The sequence below is a fragment of the Massilia scottii genome, assembly GCF_030846495.1.
Classification (GTDB): domain Bacteria; phylum Pseudomonadota; class Gammaproteobacteria; order Burkholderiales; family Burkholderiaceae_D; genus Telluria_A; species Telluria_A violaceinigra.
This window is the reverse complement of the sequence record NZ_JAVCWM010000011.1, coordinates 115495-132447: the sequence shown is the minus strand read 5'-3', so window position 1 is coordinate 132447 and position 16953 is coordinate 115495. Positions and strand designations below refer to the sequence as shown.

Here is a 16953-nt window from a genome sequence, read left to right as displayed (position 1 = left end):
TGGCGCGCCGCCTTGGCGTCCGGATCAGGTATCCGGCAGCACCACGTTTACTTCAAGCACTTCCAGGTTGCCCTGGCGGTCCAGCGACAGCTTGATGTCGTCCGGGCTGACGCGGGTGTACTTCGAGATCACTTCAAGCAGTTCGCGGTGCAGCGCCGGCAGAAAATCGGGGCCGGTGCGGTGGCCGCGTTCGCGCGCGATGATGATCTGCAGGCGCTCCTTGGCCGCCGTGGCGCTTTTCGGCTTGGAGGGGAACAGGAATGAAAGCAGGGCCATGTCACTTCACTCCGAAGATGCGCTGGAATATGCCTGGTTTTTCATAGGTGGTAAAGCGCAGCGGCAAGTCTTCGCCGAGGAAGCGCGACACCACGTCCTCGTATGCCTCGGCCACGTCGGTGCCCTTGAAATGAATCGCCGGGTTGCCCTGGTTCGATGCGTGCAGCACCGATTCGGACTCGGGAATGATACCGATCAGCGGAATGCGCAGGATTTCCTGCACGTCCTGGTACGACAGCATTTCATCGTTCTCGACCCGCTTGGGCGAGTAGCGCGTGATTAACAGGTGCTCCTTGACCGGTTCGGCGCCGGTCTGGGCACGGCGCGACTTGGCCTGGATGATGCCGAGGATGCGGTCCGAATCGCGCACCGACGACACTTCCGGATTGGTCACGATGACCGCTTCGTCGGCGAACGTGAGCGCCATCAGCGCGCCATGCTCGATGCCGGCCGGCGAATCGCAGACGATGTACTCGAAGCCCATGTTGATCAGGTCGTGCAGCACGCGTTCGACGCCTTCTTCCGACAAGGCATCCTTGTCGCGCGTCTGCGAGGCCGGCAGGATGAACAGGTTGTCGCAATGCTTGTCCTTGATCAGTGCCTGGTTGAGCGAAGCTTCGCCATTGATGACGTTGATCAGGTCGTACACGACGCGGCGCTCGCAACCCATGATCAGGTCGAGATTGCGCAGGCCCACGTCGAAGTCGAGCACGGCGGTCTTGTGGCCACGCGTGGCCAGGCCGGTGGAAAAGCTGGCGCTGGAGGTCGTCTTGCCGACGCCACCCTTGCCGGAAGTCACAACAATAATTCGTGCCACAGGGGGTCCTTTTTTCGTATCTGGTATTTAAACGCGGGAGGCCGGGCTGATCGACAGTATATCGATTCGGTCGCCGATCAAGCGGATTTGGGTCGGCTGGCGCGCCAGCTGGGGAGCAAAGCCTTCTTCGAAGGTGCGGTAGACGCCGGCGATCGAGACCAGCTCGGGCTGCATTGCCATGGCGAAGATGCGCGCATCCGCATTGCCCGAGGCACCGGCCAGCGCGCGCCCGAACAGCGAGGCGTAAATATGGATGCTGCCGTCGGCGATGATCTCGGCGCCGTTGTTGACCACCGCCGTGACGATCAGGTCGCAGCCGCGCGCATACACGCGCTGGCCGGCCCGCACCGGGGTATCGATGATCATGGTGCCGGGCGTGACGATGGCGCTCGCCGGCGCTTGCGCCGCCGCGGGCGCGGGCGCCACTGCCGCTTCGGCGCGCTCCTTGTCGCCGCTGGCGCCGTCGTCGAGCGAGAGGCCGCGCGCGCGGATCGCGTCGTGCATGGCCGCCGGGGCGCCGCGCACCGCTACCGCGTTCAGGTGATATTTCTTGAGCAAGGTGACCATCTTGTCCCAGTCGATGCGCGGCGCGTTCTCGGCCAGGGCGCTGATATCGATCACGGCGAATTCGTCTTCGAAGAAATCGGCCGAGCCGCCCGTCATCTGCTTGAGTGCCGCGTCGATCGCCAGCGGGTCGGCCGAATACAGAATCGTGGAGATCGCCACCACGGTGGAAATCTTGATTTCAATAGGCAGTTGGGACGGGCTTTTGAGCATAGACGAGTCGTGAGGGATGGGCGGATCACCGCCCAAAGTGGCGCAGGCTCGTGCATTCTACTGTGAAAATTGCGGTTATGGGAGGCTTGCCACTTATGTTCCGCGTGGCAACTTCAAACCGGTTTTTGCGGTGCGCAGCGAGCACTTTTGTTCAATAAGGATATCCCGGCCGACGCTGCTGTAGCGCCTCTCAGGACGACTAGTCCGTCATTGCCCGGCCTCATTTCGCATGCGCCCCGCGCGTGCGGCGGGATACGGCCGGCATTGCTGCAACAGGCGTTCAGACATTGATTATATGTAAATTTATTATTATATAATTGCAATGTTTGCGGTGCTTGTGCACCCGGGATGCGCTGCTCGCGGCCAGCCCGGAGGTCCAGGCACCAGACGCCTGTTTGCGCCAGCAGCCGGGCCGGACATTGTCGCGCCTGCTCTTATCTCCCACATCGAGGAAAGCATGTTTGAAGCTGCCCGCATCACCGATCCCATCTCCCATACCAATGCGCTGACCGGTTTTCTGATCGGTGCGCTCATCGGCATTGCCCTGATCGCCGCGGTGGCGTTCGCCACCTTCACCTGCGGTTTCGGTGTCGCCCTGCTCGCCGGCCTCGCCGCCGGCCTTGGTGCGTCGGGCATCCTCAGTCTGGGCGAGGCGATCGGGAAAATGAGTACGACCGTGACGGGAACGCTGGTGACCGGTTCCCTCAACGTCTGGACCAATGGCCTGGCGGCGACCTACGCCAAAATCAGTACAGCGGCGTGCAGCATGCACAACCCGGTGCAGCTGGTGGCCGAAGGCTCGGGCAACGTCTTCATCAACGGTTTGCCGGCCGCGCGCAAGGATGACGCGATCACCTGCGGCGCCAAGATTTCCGGCGGCTCCTCGAATGTCTTCATCGGCGGCGGCAAGGAACCCTATCTCCCCGTGGCCGACGAAATACCGCCCGGGCTGCGCACCGCGGTCGACTGGGCCTTCACCGCCGCCGGCGCGGTGGGCGGCATCGGCAAGCTGCTGTGCAAGGCGGGCGGGGGGCTGACGCGCGCGGTACTGCCCTGCGCGGCCCGCTTCCTGGCCGGCTTCGCCGCCGGCGAAGCGCTCAGCCGCTACGTCATCGCGCCCGTGGTCGGACGCGCCATCGGGGGCTTGCTGGGCGAGCCGGTCGACGTCACCACCGGCCGCAAACTGCTGCTGGCGCAAGAGGAAACCGACTTCGTCCTGCCCGGCCAGATTCCCCTGACCGGCGCGCGTTTTTATGGCAGCAACCTGGAGCGCGTCGGGGACTTGGGCCGCGGCTGGGTACTGCCCTGGGAAGTATGGCTGCAGGCGCGTGACGGCAAAGTCTGGTACAGCGACGGCCAGGGCCGCGAAACCGGTTTTCCCATGATGCAGCCCGGGCATGCGGAGTTCAGCGAGAGCGAGCAGTGCTTTTTGACGCGCAGCGCCGACGGCCGCTTCATCATGTACGACGTGAACGATGTGTATTACGACTTCGGCCAGCTCGACATGACGGGCGGCGCGCCGGCCCCGCTGCTGCGGATCGAAGACCGTAGCGGCCAATGGCAGCACTATGCCCGCGACGCGGCGCAGCGCTTGCAGTCGATCGAAACCAGCGACGGCCAGATGGTGCGGCTGGCGTACGGCGCGCAGTCCGGGCGCCTGGAAGGCATCGAGCGCGTGCGCGGCGGCGCGCCGGCCTGGCTGGTGCGCTACGGTTACGACAGCCTCGGCCAGCTGATCAGCGTGCATGACGCCAACGGCAATCTGGCGCGCCAGTTCAGCTATACCGACGGCCTGATGACGAGCCACACCAGCGCGCTCGGCTTCGTGTGCCAATACCGCTGGGAGATCATCGACGGCGCGCCGCGCGTTGTCGAATGCGGCAACAGCGAAGGCGAACACACCCGCTTCGCGTACGACCCGGCGGGCCGCCAGACCCGGGCCACCGACGAACTGGGACGCAGCGCCCACTGGATCTACGATGCCCATTTCCAGGTCGTGCAATGCACCGACCTCGATGGCGGCGTCTACCGCATCAGCTACACCGACGCGGGGTCGCCGGCCACGCTCGATCTGCCTGGCGAGCGCAAGGTCGTGTTTGAGTATGACGCCATGGGCCGCCTCGTCGGCGAAACCGATCCGCTCGGCCGCACCACCACCACGGGCTACGATGGCCACAGCATGCGCGTGACCCAGCTTGCCTTCGCCGATGGCCAGCGCTGGCAGGCGGAGTACGACTTTTCGGGGCGCCTGCTGCGCACCACGGATGTGCTTGGACGCGAGGAGCGCTACGAATACGACGAGGCCGGCGTGAGCGCGCTGCCGCTGGTGCACGTGGACGCCCGTGGCGGGCGCCAGCAGCTGCGCTGGGACGAGCGCGGCCAGTTGCTCTCGTACACCGACTGCTCCGGCAAAACCACGCACTACACGTACGACATCAACGGTGAACTTGCATCGTTCACCGACGCACTGGGCCAGGTCACGCGCTACGAGAACCTGCCAACGGGCGAGCCGGCGCGCATCGAGCTGGCCGACGGCAGTGTCGAAGAATATGTGTACGACGCCGCAGGGTTGGTGACGTTCGCGCGCCGCAATGCGACCCAGACCCGGCACTGGAAGCGCAACGCGCGTGGCCAGGTCATCGAGGCGGTCGACCCGGCCGGACACATCGCGCGCTACCGCTACGATGTTCGCGGACGCCCGGTGGAACTGGCGACGGCCCCCGACGCCCGCTATCTGTTCAGCTACGACGCGGGCGACCGCCTTGAGCGCGAAGTACGCCCGGACGGGGTCGAGCGGCACCGCCATTACGATCGCGCCGGCGAGATCATCGCACTCGACGAACACGGTGCGCCCACGCCGGGGCAAGCCGGGCGCGCCCTGCGCACCACGCTGTTCACGCGGGACAAGGTGGGCCGGCTGCTGGTCAAGCAGACCGCTACCGCCATCAGCCGTTACGAGTGGAGCGCAGGCGACCTTCTGACCGGAACCGCGCGCATGCCGACCGAGGCCGGCGCCGCGCTGGGCGTCACCGAAAGCGCACTGCGCTTCGGCTACGATGCCGCCGGGCGCTTGATCGCGGAAGAGGGCGCCGAAGGCCGGGTCGACTATGAACTCGACGAACTCGACAACATCACGGGCCTGCGCCTGCCGCATGAGCAGCGTATCGATACGCTCACCTATGGCTCCGGCCACGTGCACCAGATCCGCATGGGCGAGCGCGTCATCAGCGACTTCGAGCGCGACGACCTGCACCGCGAAGTCGCCCACACGCAGGGCGTCCTCATGCAAAAACTCGGTTACGACAAACTGGGGCGGCGCCTGTGGCAGGCTTCCGCCCGCAAGACGGAGGCGCATGGCGCCGGGCTTGGTCTTTTGTGGCGCAATTACCGCTACGACCCGATTGGCGAACTGGGAGAGCAGCGCGATAATATACGCGGCGCCATCCAGTATCAGTACGATCTGGCGGGCCGCATGCTCAAGCAGAACCGGGTCGCGCAGCAGCGCCTGGAAACCTTCGCCTGGGATGCGGCGGGCAACCTGCTCGACGACGTGGCGCGCAAGAGCGGCGGCCGGATTGAAGGCAACCGCCTCAAGGCATGGCAGGATCTGCGCTTCGACTACGATCCCTGGGGCAATCTGCTTACCAAACGCAAGGGCGCAAACCAGGTCCAGCATTTTTCGTTCGATGCGGACGACCGTCTGATCAAGGTGAGTACGCAGGACGCGTGGGGGACGGCGGAAACGCTGTTCGATTATGATCCTCTGGGGCGGCGCATCGCCAAGACCGACTTGCGCGGCACGGCGGGAGCAAGCCCTGCTGAGGGACGGCGCCGCTTCGTCTGGCAAGGCTTGCGCATGGTGCAGGAAATTCGCGACGGCGCCCTCAGCTGTTATATCTACAGCCCGGATGAAGGTTTCACGCCGCTGGCGCGCGTGGATACGGCCATCGGCCAGGGCATGGCCCTGGCGGCGGCGGGCGGCGAGCAGCCGCGCTCGCGCATTTACCACTTTCACACGGATCTGGTTGGTGCGCCGCTGGAGGTCACGGACGAAAGTGGGGAGATGGCCTGGACGGCCAGCTATACGGCATGGGGCAAGGCCGACATCGGTGACGAAACGGCCATGGCGTCGAGGATCGAGCAGCCGTTGCGCTATCCGGGCCAGTATGCCGACCAGAGCACGGGGCTGCATTACAACACGTTCCGGTTTTACGATCCGGATATCGGGCGCTACATCAGCCCCGATCCGATCGGGCTGGAAGGCGGCACCAATCTGTTTGCCTACGTGCCCAACCCGACCGGCTGGGCCGACCCGCTCGGCTGGGACTGGAATTATCATTTAACGGACAGCTCGGGAAAAGTGTATTACCACGGCCGCGCGAGCGACAAGCAGACCATGGCGGATGTGGCGCGACGCCATGGCAATAACACAGGCAAGGATGGCTTTCGCTTCGGAAAGGGCGACACCATGACCCGGATTACCGCGCCGGGCACGCCGAAGCTGACTGCCCAGGGGATCGAGGGGATCGCCATCGATAAAACGGGAACCATCGGCCGCAGGAAAAAGAATGGGAATCGCGTACGGGGCAATGCAATCGGCGGGGTCGACCCCAAAAAGAAAAGCGCTCCTGCAAAAATCAAGGCGGGCAAGGCCTTTTTGAACGGGCGGGTACCGAGTCAAATGGGGCAAGTGTCGGGCACACCATTAAAGGGAACAAAATGTTGAACAAACCGGTTGACAAGAAAGCGCTTAAATTATTGGCGCAATATGACAGCGTATCGCAATCGTATGCCCGTTTAAAACGCCCATTGGAGCCGGACGAACAGCAATGGATCGATATACGGGGCGTCACTTCCGACGAGGAATTCGCTTACCTGAAAGAGCATGGATTGGCATTCGACCCCGTGGACATGAAACATGACGAGGCGGTTCGGAAGTGCTTTGAGTATGCGAAGCAGTGCAAGAAATCGCACGTGACCGATCTTTTCCTGTCAAGTTTTACGGCGGAGCGCCCTGATTTCCGGGCCGCTCTCGCGCCATTTGCGATGATGCAGACGATGCCTGACCACGGCTTTACAAAATACTCCGCCCCGGGCTTTTGCGCCGTATGCTCCGCCGCTCCTGTCTATAAGGACATGGATACCACCGACTGGAACGTGGATCGCTACAAATATGGATCGATCGGGCTGCTGAAGGTGCCTTACGTCATCCAGTTCCACCTGGCCCAGCATCTGCAGCTCGCTCAACAAAAGCCGGCGGCGGATGACTTCCGTATTTTTAATGCCATTCTCGATACCTTACGCTCGGCGGATGCGAAGACCAAACCCAAGGATCTTCATAAAGAGCTGAAAAAAATCGAGGGTTTCAAGGCCACCAACGATCAGTGCCGGGTATTGGTGGAAGCGTTGGGCATCGCGGGCATCCTGGAGACGGAGGAACACAAGGGTTACCTCACGCACTTCACCAATCCTGGGCTGGCGCCATCAAAATCGCACAGCTCCGACTGGGCCTACCCCGTCGATTTCTGGACCGGCGCGGATGGCGTCAACAAGAAGGCCCTCGCATTCTGGTTCGGCGACTATCCGGAAATCCGGCTCTGATCGCCGGCGCCCGCCGGCAACGCATCTGGTCCACCTGCATCAGGCCCGCATGCGTTTCGCCGCCGCCACCATGTTCGCCAGCGCCGCCTCGGTCTCCGCCCAGCCGCGCGTTTTCAGGCCGCAATCGGGATTGACCCACAGGTTGGCCGCCGGGATCACCTGCGCCGCTTTCCTGAGCAGGCGCTCGATCGCGTCCGTGTCCGGCACCTTGGGCGAATGGATGTCGTACACGCCCGGCCCGATCTCGTTCGGATAGCGATACTCGCCGAAGCCGTCGAGCAGCGCCATGTCCGAGCGGCTGGTCTCGATCGTGATCACGTCGGCGTCGAGCGCGGCGATCTGCGGCAGGATGTCGTTGAACTCGGCGTAGCACATATGCGTGTGGATCTGGGTCGCATCCTGCGCCGCGCCGGCCGTGATGCGGAACGCGCGCGTGGCCCACGCCAGGTAATCGTCCCAGCGCGCGCGCCGCAGCGGCAAGCCTTCGCGCAGGGCCGGCTCGTCGATCTGGATGATGCCGATCCCGGCCGCCTGCAGGTCGGCCACCTCGTCGCGCATGGCCAGCGCGATCTGCAGCGCGGTCAGCGCGCGCGGCTGGTCGTCGCGCACGAACGACCATTGCAGGATCGTGACCGGCCCGGTCAGCATGCCCTTGACCGGCCGCGCCGACAAGCCCTGCGCATGCACGGTCCATTCCACCGTCATGGCGCGCGCACGCGCCACGTCGCCATACAGCACCGGCGGCTTGACGCAGCGCGAGCCGTACGACTGCACCCAGCCGTGCTGCGTGAACACGAAGCCGTCGAGCTGCTCGCCGAAATACTCGACCATGTCGTTGCGCTCGGCTTCGCCATGCACCAATACATCGAGCCCGATCGCTTCCTGGCGCGCCACCGCGTGCGCGATTTCGGCCCGCATTGCCGTCTGATACTGGGCCAGCGGCAGGGCGCCGCGGCGGAAGGCGGCGCGCGCGGCGCGAATCGCCGCCGTCTGCGGGAACGAGCCGATGGTCGTGGTCGGATAGGCCGGCAGCCGGAAACGCGCGCGCTGCAGCGCCTGGCGCACGGCAAACGGTGCGCCGCGCCGGTCGGCGCCGCGCGGCAAGGCCTGGACCCGGGCCGCCACGGCGTCGCTGTGCACGCGGGTGCTGCGGGCGCGGCTGGCAATGGCCGCGCGCGACGCGGCCAGCTGCGGCGCGTCATCCCCGCCCAGGGCCGCTTTCAGGGTCGCCAGTTCGTCGAGTTTTTCGGTGGCGAACGCCAGCCACGAGCGTACTTCGGGGTCGAGCGCGCTTTCATCGGCCAGGCTCAAAGGCACGTGCAGCAGCGAGCACGATGGCGCCAGCCAGAGTTCGCCGCGGCGTTCCAGCAGCGGCGCCAGCACGTCCATGGCGGCGTCGAGGTCGGTGCGCCAGATATTGCGTCCGTCGACGATGCCGACCGACAGCACCTTGGGCAGGGCCAGCCAGTCGCACACGCTGGTCAGTTCATGCGCCGCGCGCACGCCGTCCACATGCAGGCCGGCCACCGGCAGGCGGCAGGCCAGGCCCAGGTTTTCTTCGAGCGGCGAAAAATAGGTGGCCAGCATGATGGGCGCGCCCGACTGCGCCAGCAGCCAGTAGGCGATCTCGAAGGCGTTGCGCCATTCCTGCGGCAAGTCCAGGCCCAGGATGGGCTCATCGACCTGCACCCATTCCACGCCCTGGGCCTTGAGACGTATCAACAAGGCAGTGTAGACCGGAAGCAGCTTTTCGAGCAGGCTCAAACGGTCGAAGCCGCTTTTGCGCGCGCTGCCCAGCCACAGGAAGGTGAGCGGGCCGATCAGGCTGACCTTGACCCGGTGGCCGAGCGCCTGGGCTTCGGCCACCTCCGCCTGCAGGCGCTCGGCGGCCAGGGTGAAGGCGGTGTCGGGGCCGAATTCCGGCACCAGATAGTGGTAATTGGTGTCGAACCACTTGGTCATGTCGAGCGCGTGGCCGCCCTGCTGGTGATTGTGCTGGTCATGCTGCCGGCCGCCGCAGCAATCGCTGCGCTCGCCGCGCGCCATGGCGAAGGTGCGCGTCAGGGGCGTGGCGGCGCTGTCGAAACCGAAGCGTGCCGGTTCGCACCCGAACAGCTGGATGTGGCTGGCCACCTGGTCGTAGAAGGCGAAGTCGCCCACCGTCACCAGGTCGAGCCCGGCCGCGGCCTGCAGGGCCCAGTGGCGCGCGCGCAGGGCGGCGCCGGCCGCTTCCAGTTCCGCCTCGCCGCTGGTGCCGCCCCAAAAGGCTTCGAGGGCGGTTTTCAATTCGCGGCGCGCGCCGATGCGGGGGAAGCCGAGCACGTGTGTTTGTAGCGTTTTCATCATGTCATCGAGATTTCATTGTTCGTGTGTAAAGTTTGCGGCAAAGTGTCATATAATCAAAACGAAACCTTTTGCAGTTCCGCATGAAAAATTTTCATAGAACGAGACCATGCTAGAACTCCGACACTTGCGCACGCTCACGGCGCTGCGCTCTTCCGGCAGCCTGGTGCGTGCCGCACAGCTGCTGAACCTGACCCAGTCGGCCCTGTCGCACCAGATCAAATTGATGGAGGAGCGCTACGGCACTCCCCTGTTCGAGCGCAAGTCGCTGCCGATCGCGTTTACCGCCACCGGCATGCGCCTGCTCGATCTGGCCGACCAGGTGCTGCCGGAGGTGGAGCAGGCCGAGCGCGACGTGGCGCGCCTGTCGCAGGGCGACAAGGGCCAGCTGCGCGTGGCGCTCGAATGCCACACCTGCTTCGACTGGCTGATGCCGGTCATGGATGCGTTCCGCCAGCGCTGGCCGGACGTCGAGATCGACCTGGTGTCGGGCTTTCACAGCGAACCGGTCGACCTGCTGCGCAGCGGCCTGGCCGACCTGGTGATCGGCTCGGCGGGCGGCCCCGACTACACCGTGTTTCCCCTGTTCCGCTTCGAAATTCTGGTGGTGCTGGCCCAGAAACACCGCCTGGCCACCCAGCGCCGCCTGGAAGCGGCCGATTTTGAGGGCGAAACCCTGATCACCTATCCGGTGCCGGAAGAGCGCATCGACCTGATCCGCGAAGTGCTGCGCCCGGCCAATGTGCGCTTCGAGCGCCGCACGGCCGAGCTGACCGTGGCCATCCTGCAGCTCGTCGCCAGCCGGCGCGGCCTGGCCGCGTTGCCCAACTGGGCCATCAAGAACTACGTCGACTACGATTACGTGCTCGCGCGCCCGGTGGGCGAGTTCGGCCTGTGGAGCGACCTGTTCGTCTCGGTGCCGCCAGCCCTGGCCGCCAAGGCCTACGTAAGCGACTTCGTGGGCGTGATCCGCGAGCAGTGCGCACGCACGCTCGACGGCATTACCTTGCTTAGCTGATATCCGGCTGGGGTAATTTGCGGCCGCAGGGCAATCCCCGATTGTTTTCGGTGAATAAGCTGATAAGATTGATTTTGCTCAAACTCGAACGGAATCTGGAAACTAAGATGGAAGACTTTGTCACGCCCAGTGCTGTCAAAGACCGTCCATCCGAAAAGGGAAACCATGTTTTCAAGTTCTGACCTGTTGTTCCGCTCCATGCGGGAACTGTTCGACACCCAAGCGGGCATGTATCAGCGCAGCGTCCACGCAGCCATGGACGCCGGCGTGTCCGCGGCGGAAGTAAATGTCGATTCGATAAGAACCCTGTTCGCCACGGCCACCGTCGCAACCCGGCAGTGGCAATGTGCGGGCGGCGCCAGCAACTGGCTGACCCCGGTTCCGCGCGATGCATGGCAGTTTGCAATTTTCGGTCGGCCCCAGTTGGCCGCGCCGCCGGCTGCAGCTCAGCCGGGAACGGCGACCGGCACCTAGTGCCAGGCCGCTCACTTGAAACCTATTGGCCACCGCGCCAGAACACAGTACATCGGAGATTCACATGGAAGACGTCGTAATCGTGGCCGCTGGCCGTACCGCAGTCGGTAAATTTGGCGGCGCGCTCGCGAAAATCCCCGCCGCCGAACTGGGCGCCCACGTCATCAAGCACCTGCTGGCCCAGATCGACCTCGATCCGGCCAAAGTCAACGAGGTCATCCTCGGCCAGGTGCTGACCGCCGGCGCTGGCCAGGGTCCGGCCCGCCAGGCCGTGATCAAGGCTGGCTTGCCGAACATGGTGCCCGCGTTTACCGTCGGTAAAGTCTGCGGCAGCGGCCTGAAGGCCACCCATCTGGCGGCCCAGGCCATCAAGTGCGGCGACGCCGACATCGTCATCGCCGGCGGCCAGGAAAACATGAGCGCCTCGCCGCACGTGCTCAACGGCTCGCGCGACGGTTTCCGCATGGGCGACGCCAAGCTGGTCGACACCATGATCGTGGACGGCCTGTGGGACGCTTTCAACCAGTACCACATGGGCGTGACCGCCGAAAACGTCGCCAAGAAATACGACGTCTCGCGCGCCGAGCAGGACGAATTCGCGCTGCAGTCGCAGCTCAAGGCCGAAGCCGCGCAAAAGGCCGGCAAGTTCAAGGATGAAATCATTCCTTTCGAAATCGTGTCCAAGAAGGGCACCGTCGTGTTCGACACCGACGAGTATCCGAAGCACGGCACCACGCTCGAATCGCTGGCCAGCCTGCGCCCCGCTTTCGACAAAGCTGGTACCGTAACGGCAGGCAATGCCTCGGGCCTGAACGATGGCGCCGCCGCCGTCATCATGATGTCCGCTTCCAAGGCCAAGGAATTGGGTCTGAAGCCGCTGGCGCGCATCAAGGCCTATTCGTCGGCCGGGCTGGACCCGACCATCATGGGCATGGGCCCGGTCTCGGCGACCAAGCTGTGCCTGCAAAAAGCCGGCTGGACCCACGAAGACGTGGACCTGATGGAAATTAACGAAGCCTTCGCCGCGCAAGCGGTGGCCGTCAACAAGGAAATGGGCTGGGATACCAGCAAGATCAACGTCAACGGCGGCGCAATTGCACTGGGGCACCCGATTGGTGCGTCGGGCTGCCGCGTGCTGGTGACCTTGCTGCATGAAATGGTCCGGCGCGACGCCAAGCGCGGGCTGGCCAGCCTGTGCATCGGCGGCGGCATGGGCGTTGCCTTGGCAGTGGAACGCGACTGAGCATCGTTGCGCGCAAGCGCGATGGGGTGAAACGGCGCGACAATGAGCGCTGCTGAGCACCGCTCAGTGGCGCTCAAGCGGAGCAGGGCGGGTCCAATCCGCCCCCGCGATTTGGTTGGAGTTGGTGTACAAAAACAGGAGAAGACAAAATGGCTAGAGTTGCATTAGTGACCGGCGGTATGGGCGGTTTGGGCGAGGCGGTCTGTTTCAAGCTGGCCGCTCTCGGGTATCGGGTCGTCACCACGTATTCCCCTGGTAACAAGAAGGTCGTGGAATGGCTGGCGACCACCAAGGACATGGGCTACGACTTCAAGGCCTATGAGTGCGACGTGGCGGACTACGATTCGGCCCAGGCCTGCGTATCGAAGATCCAGGACGAAGTCGGCCTGATCGACGTGCTGGTCAACAACGCCGGCATCACGCGCGACATGACGTTCAAGAAAATGGACAAGCCGAACTGGGACGCCGTCATGGCCACCAACCTCGACTCCGTCTTCAACATGACCAAGCCGGTGTGCGATGGCATGGTCGAGCGCGGCTGGGGCCGCATCATCAACATCTCGTCGGTCAACGGGCAGAAGGGCGCCTTCGGCCAGACCAACTACTCGGCCGCCAAGGCCGGCATGCACGGCTTCACCAAGGCGCTGGCGCTGGAAGTGGCGCGCAAGGGCGTGACCGTCAACACCATTTCGCCAGGCTACATCGGCACCAAGATGGTCATGGAAATTCCGAAAGAAGTGCTCGACACCAAGATCATTCCGCAAATTCCGATGGCGCGCCTGGGCAAGCCGGAAGAAGTCGCCGGTCTGGTTGCTTACCTGTCGTCGGACGAAGCCGCTTTTGTTACGGGCGCCAACATCGCCATTAACGGCGGCCAGCACATGTCCTGATCGCCGCATGCAGTTGCAGGAACCGAAAAGCACTGCCTGCGGGTGGTGCTTTTTTTCACAAGGATCATCATGGCCTTCAGCGCCAAACCCTATTTACGCGAAATCTCGATCGCCGATGATGCCGGGATCGATTTCGACAGTTACCCCTTCAATATTCCCGCCGTGCGCGACATGGGCGTGATCGAGCCGCACGCCGACGTCACCTTTTTCGTCGGCGAAAACGGCGCCGGCAAGTCGACGGTCCTCGAAGCGATCGCCGTGGCGATGGGCCTGCCCAGCGAAGGCGGTACCCGCAACGTCTCGCGCGGGCAGCAGGAGGCCTCGCCGCTGCAGGACTGCCTGAAAATCGTGAAGAGCTTCCGCAAGCCGGCCTGGTCCTACTTCCTGCGCGCCGAAAGCCTGTTCAACGTCTTTACCTACATCGACCAGGTCGGCAGCCTGAAGCCATCGAAGCACATCCGTTCGCACGGTGAAGCCTTCATGGACGTGATGCTGGAGTTTTCCGCCGGCGGCCTGTACCTGCTCGACGAGCCCGAAGCGGCGCTCTCCCCCAACCGCCAGCTGGCCGCGCTGTCGGCCATCGACCAGCTGGTCAGGCAGGACTGCCAGTTCATCATCGCCACCCATTCGCCGATCCTGCTGTCGTACCCGAACGCGAAAATCCTGCAGTTCGACGGCAGCGGCATCACCGAAGTGGAGTACGAAGACACCGAACATTTCGCCGTCACGCGCGATTTTCTCAACCATTATCCACGGCGCCTGCAGCAGCTGCTCGCCGATGACTGACCACAGGAACACGATCAACTTGAATACCACCTCCACGCTCACCTTCAGGCTGGCGACCGAAGCCGACATCGCCGCCATGTCGGCCATCCGCCTGGCCGTCACCGAGAACCGCCTGCGCGATCCGGGCCGCGTCACCGTCGCCATGTACCGCGATTACCTGGGGCGCCTGGGCCGCACCTGGGTGTGCGAGGATGACGGCGTCATTGCCGGTTTTGCCAGCGCCGACCGCGAACAAGGGTCGATCTGGGCGCTGTTCATCGACCCCGCGCGCGAAGGGCAGGGCATCGGCAAACGCCTGCTGGCGCTGGCGGTGGACGATCTGTTCGAGCACGGGCACGCGCAGATCGTGCTCTCTACCGGCGCCGACACCCGCGCCGACATCTTTTACGAATCGCAGGGTTGGGAGCGCGGCAAGATGAAAGACGATATCGAAGTGCAGTATTCGCTGCAGCGCGCACGCGAGGTGCCATCCATGAACGACAACCTGTACGAGGCCAGCGTGCCCGTGTTCCGGCGCTACCTGCGCCATCTGCGCGCCATGCTGGTGCTGGCCGAGGCGCATCCGGATGCGGAGGCACTGCTGGGCGCGCGCCTGGCGCCGGGCATGCTGACCCTGGCCGTGCAGGCCGAGGTGGCGGTCAATTTCGCCGTGCGCGCCTGCGCCCCGCTGGCCGGCAGCGTCCTGTCGCAGACTGGCGCCTTTCCCGCCAGCGCGCTGCGCGACAGCGGCACGTTCGCGCCGACCTACGACGGCCTGCGCCAGCGCATCGACTTCGTGCTCGGCTTCCTGGACGCGCTCACGCCGGCGCAGTTCGAGGGCGCCGCCAGCCGCGTCGTCAGCGACCGCGCCGGCGAAGCGCTGGTCACCCTGCCGGGCCAGGCGTTCCTGCTGCAGTACGCGCTGCCGAACTTCTTTTTCCACCTGACCACCGCCTACGCCATCCTGCGCCAGGGCGGCGTTGCGATCGGCAAGGCCGATTTCGACGGTTTTCATGTCTACTCCAATGCCTGATCGTTCGCCCGCGTCCCGGCTCGAAGGCATCGGCGTCCCTCCCGCGCGGGCGGCCGCCATCGCCGCCGAGGTAGCGCAGGGCGACGCCCGCTCGCTGCTGCACGAACTGCTGCTGCGCGCTCTGTGGAGCAGCGTCGTCGACGAAGCCGCGCCGGACGCGCTGCAGCGCCATGGCGGCGCCGTCGGCAGGCTGCTGGCCAGCGGCGTGGACCCGCACGATCTGCTCGATGTCGTGCGCGAGGCCCAGGTCGACACCATCTACAACGTGGCGCAGCTGATCGACTGGCCCGACGAGGGGCTGGAATTGGGCGAGGCGCTCGATGTACGGCTGTCGGCCAGCCTGGCGCACGGCGGCGGCGCGCCGCAGCCGCTGCCCGAGCTGCATGCCTGCCTGATGGAGCGCGACCCCACCGGGCGATCCGGCGCGCCGCGCTCTCCCGAGCTGCGCCAGTTCGGCATGCTCGACGCGGACATCCGGCGCCAGATCACGGCGCTGACCGGCGAGCGCAAGTTCTCGGCCGCCGCCGTCCTGTGGAAACAGCACGTGGGGGGCGAGCTGAAAGCCGCGCTGGCGGCGGTGCAGTCGCTGGCCGGACAGACGCGATAGGCGCGACAGGCGCGCTCGCCGCGGCGGCTGCGCCAAGCCCGGCGGCAGCGGCGCGCCAGTGCGCTACAATCGGATGTCAATTACAAGAGGACTCCCATGCCCGTCATTCCGACCTGCCTGTTCCCGCCGATCCAGCCGACCCGGCACGGCATGCTGCAAGTCGATGCGCTGCACACCATCTACTGGGAGGAAGTGGGCAATCCGAAAGGCATTCCCGTGCTGTTCCTGCACGGCGGCCCCGGCGCCGGCCTGTCGCCGCAGCACCGGCGCTTTTTCGATCCGCAGCAGTACCGCATCATCCTGTTCGACCAGCGCGGCGCCGGCAAATCGACTCCGCTGGGCGAGTGGCGCGAGAACACGACCCAATTGCTGATCGGGGATATCGAAACGCTGCGCGAGCAGTTCGGCGTGGACAAGTGGCTGGTGTTCGGGGGCTCGTGGGGCTCGACCCTGGCACTGGCCTACGGCGAAGCCCATCCCGAGCGCTGCCTCGGCTTCATCCTGCGCGGGATTTTTCTGTGCACCGCCGCCGAAGTCGACTGGTTCCTGCACGGCGTGCGCTGGTTCTACCCCGAACTGTACGACGAATTCGTGGCCCCGATTCCCGAGCCCGAGCGGGGCGACCTGCTCACGGCCTACACCACGCGCATGCTGTGCGACGATCCGGCCGTGTACTGGCCGGCGGCGCGCGCCTGGAGCCGTTTCGAGGGGCGCCGCGTGTTCCTGCTGCCGCAGCCGGAAGATACCGCCTCCGACACGCTCGACCTGGGCGTGGGCCGGCTCGAATCGCACTACATGGCCAACCAGGGCTTCCTGCGCGAAGACCAGCTGGTGCAGGACGTGGGCCGCATCGCGCACCTGCCGTGCGTGATCGTGCAGGGCCGCTACGACGTCATTTGTCCGCCGCTGTCGGCCTACCGCCTGCACCAGGCCTGGCCGGGTGCGCGCCTGCGCATGGTGGCCGACGCCGGCCATGGCGCGCTGGAAGCGGGCATCGCCAAAGCGCTGGTGGGCGCCACCGAGCAGTTCAAGCGCAGCGGACGCTTCGATTAGGACGGCGGGGGTGGCCCTGCTACACTAGCGGCTGTACACGCATTATCAACTTACAG

Annotated in this window: 14 protein-coding genes; 10 read left to right on the top strand and 4 right to left on the bottom strand. The window is 64.9% G+C overall.

Features of this window, described 5'->3' with window-relative positions:
- Nucleotides 1-24: 24 nt before the first annotated feature.
- Genes minE through minC form a run of 3 tightly spaced genes read right to left on the bottom strand, consistent with a single transcriptional unit; the run spans nt 25 to nt 1870 of the window.
- The gene (gene minE / locus RBA41_RS17260; RefSeq protein WP_306625357.1) at nt 25-276 is read right to left on the bottom strand and encodes a cell division topological specificity factor MinE; all 252 of its coding nucleotides are present in this window, start codon (nt 274-276) and stop codon (nt 25-27) included.
- 1 nt (nt 277) lies between these two features.
- Nucleotides 278-1093, bottom strand: a complete 816-nt coding sequence (gene minD / locus RBA41_RS17255) for a septum site-determining protein MinD (RefSeq protein WP_099873512.1) — start codon at nt 1091-1093, stop codon at nt 278-280.
- 27 nt (nt 1094-1120) lie between these two features.
- Complete coding sequence (gene minC, locus RBA41_RS17250; RefSeq protein WP_306625356.1) at nt 1121-1870, bottom strand: septum site-determining protein MinC; 750 nt, start codon at nt 1868-1870, stop codon at nt 1121-1123.
- 457 nt (nt 1871-2327) lie between these two features.
- Between minC and RBA41_RS17245 the strand changes: the two genes are divergently transcribed.
- Complete coding sequence (locus tag RBA41_RS17245; protein ID WP_306625354.1) at nt 2328-6596, top strand: RHS repeat-associated core domain-containing protein; 4269 nt, start codon at nt 2328-2330, stop codon at nt 6594-6596.
- Nucleotides 6590-7471 (top strand): hypothetical protein, encoded by an 882-nt coding sequence (locus RBA41_RS17240; protein ID WP_306625352.1) that lies wholly within the window; start codon nt 6590-6592, stop codon nt 7469-7471. Before RBA41_RS17245 ends, RBA41_RS17240 begins: the two co-directional genes overlap by 7 nt.
- A gap of 39 nt (nt 7472-7510) precedes the next feature.
- Here RBA41_RS17240 and metE read toward each other — a convergent pair whose 3' ends face one another.
- Nucleotides 7511-9814, bottom strand: a complete 2304-nt coding sequence (gene metE / locus RBA41_RS17235) for a 5-methyltetrahydropteroyltriglutamate--homocysteine S-methyltransferase (RefSeq protein ID WP_306625351.1) — start codon at nt 9812-9814, stop codon at nt 7511-7513.
- 109 nt (nt 9815-9923) lie between these two features.
- On the opposite strand from metE, the gene RBA41_RS17230 reads away from it, so the two are divergent.
- The 8 genes from RBA41_RS17230 (at nt 9924) to pip (ending at nt 16897) form a co-directional block, all read left to right on the top strand.
- Nucleotides 9924-10832, top strand: coding sequence for a LysR family transcriptional regulator (locus RBA41_RS17230; RefSeq protein ID WP_306625349.1), 909 nt, complete (start codon nt 9924-9926; stop codon nt 10830-10832).
- Nucleotides 10833-10961: 129 nt separating this feature from the next.
- Entirely contained in the window at nt 10962-11306 is a 345-nt protein-coding gene (locus RBA41_RS17225; RefSeq protein ID WP_306625347.1) for a hypothetical protein, read from the top strand.
- A gap of 64 nt (nt 11307-11370) precedes the next feature.
- Nucleotides 11371-12549 (top strand): acetyl-CoA C-acetyltransferase, encoded by a 1179-nt coding sequence (locus RBA41_RS17220; protein ID WP_099881931.1) that lies wholly within the window; start codon nt 11371-11373, stop codon nt 12547-12549.
- 149 nt (nt 12550-12698) lie between these two features.
- Nucleotides 12699-13439, top strand: coding sequence for an acetoacetyl-CoA reductase (gene phbB / locus RBA41_RS17215; protein ID WP_306625346.1), 741 nt, complete (start codon nt 12699-12701; stop codon nt 13437-13439).
- A 69-nt stretch (nt 13440-13508) separates the two neighbouring features.
- On the top strand, nt 13509-14225 hold the full coding sequence (locus tag RBA41_RS17210; protein ID WP_306625345.1) for an AAA family ATPase: 717 nt from the start codon (nt 13509-13511) through the stop codon (nt 14223-14225).
- A gap of 19 nt (nt 14226-14244) precedes the next feature.
- Nucleotides 14245-15237, top strand: coding sequence for a DUF1993 family protein (locus RBA41_RS17205; RefSeq protein WP_306625344.1), 993 nt, complete (start codon nt 14245-14247; stop codon nt 15235-15237).
- Entirely contained in the window at nt 15218-15844 is a 627-nt protein-coding gene (locus RBA41_RS17200; RefSeq protein WP_306625342.1) for a hypothetical protein, read from the top strand. The genes RBA41_RS17205 and RBA41_RS17200 overlap by 20 nt, the downstream gene beginning before the upstream one ends.
- Nucleotides 15845-15940: 96 nt before the next feature.
- Complete coding sequence (pip, locus tag RBA41_RS17195; RefSeq protein ID WP_306625340.1) at nt 15941-16897, top strand: prolyl aminopeptidase; 957 nt, start codon at nt 15941-15943, stop codon at nt 16895-16897.
- Nucleotides 16898-16953 lie beyond the last annotated feature (56 nt).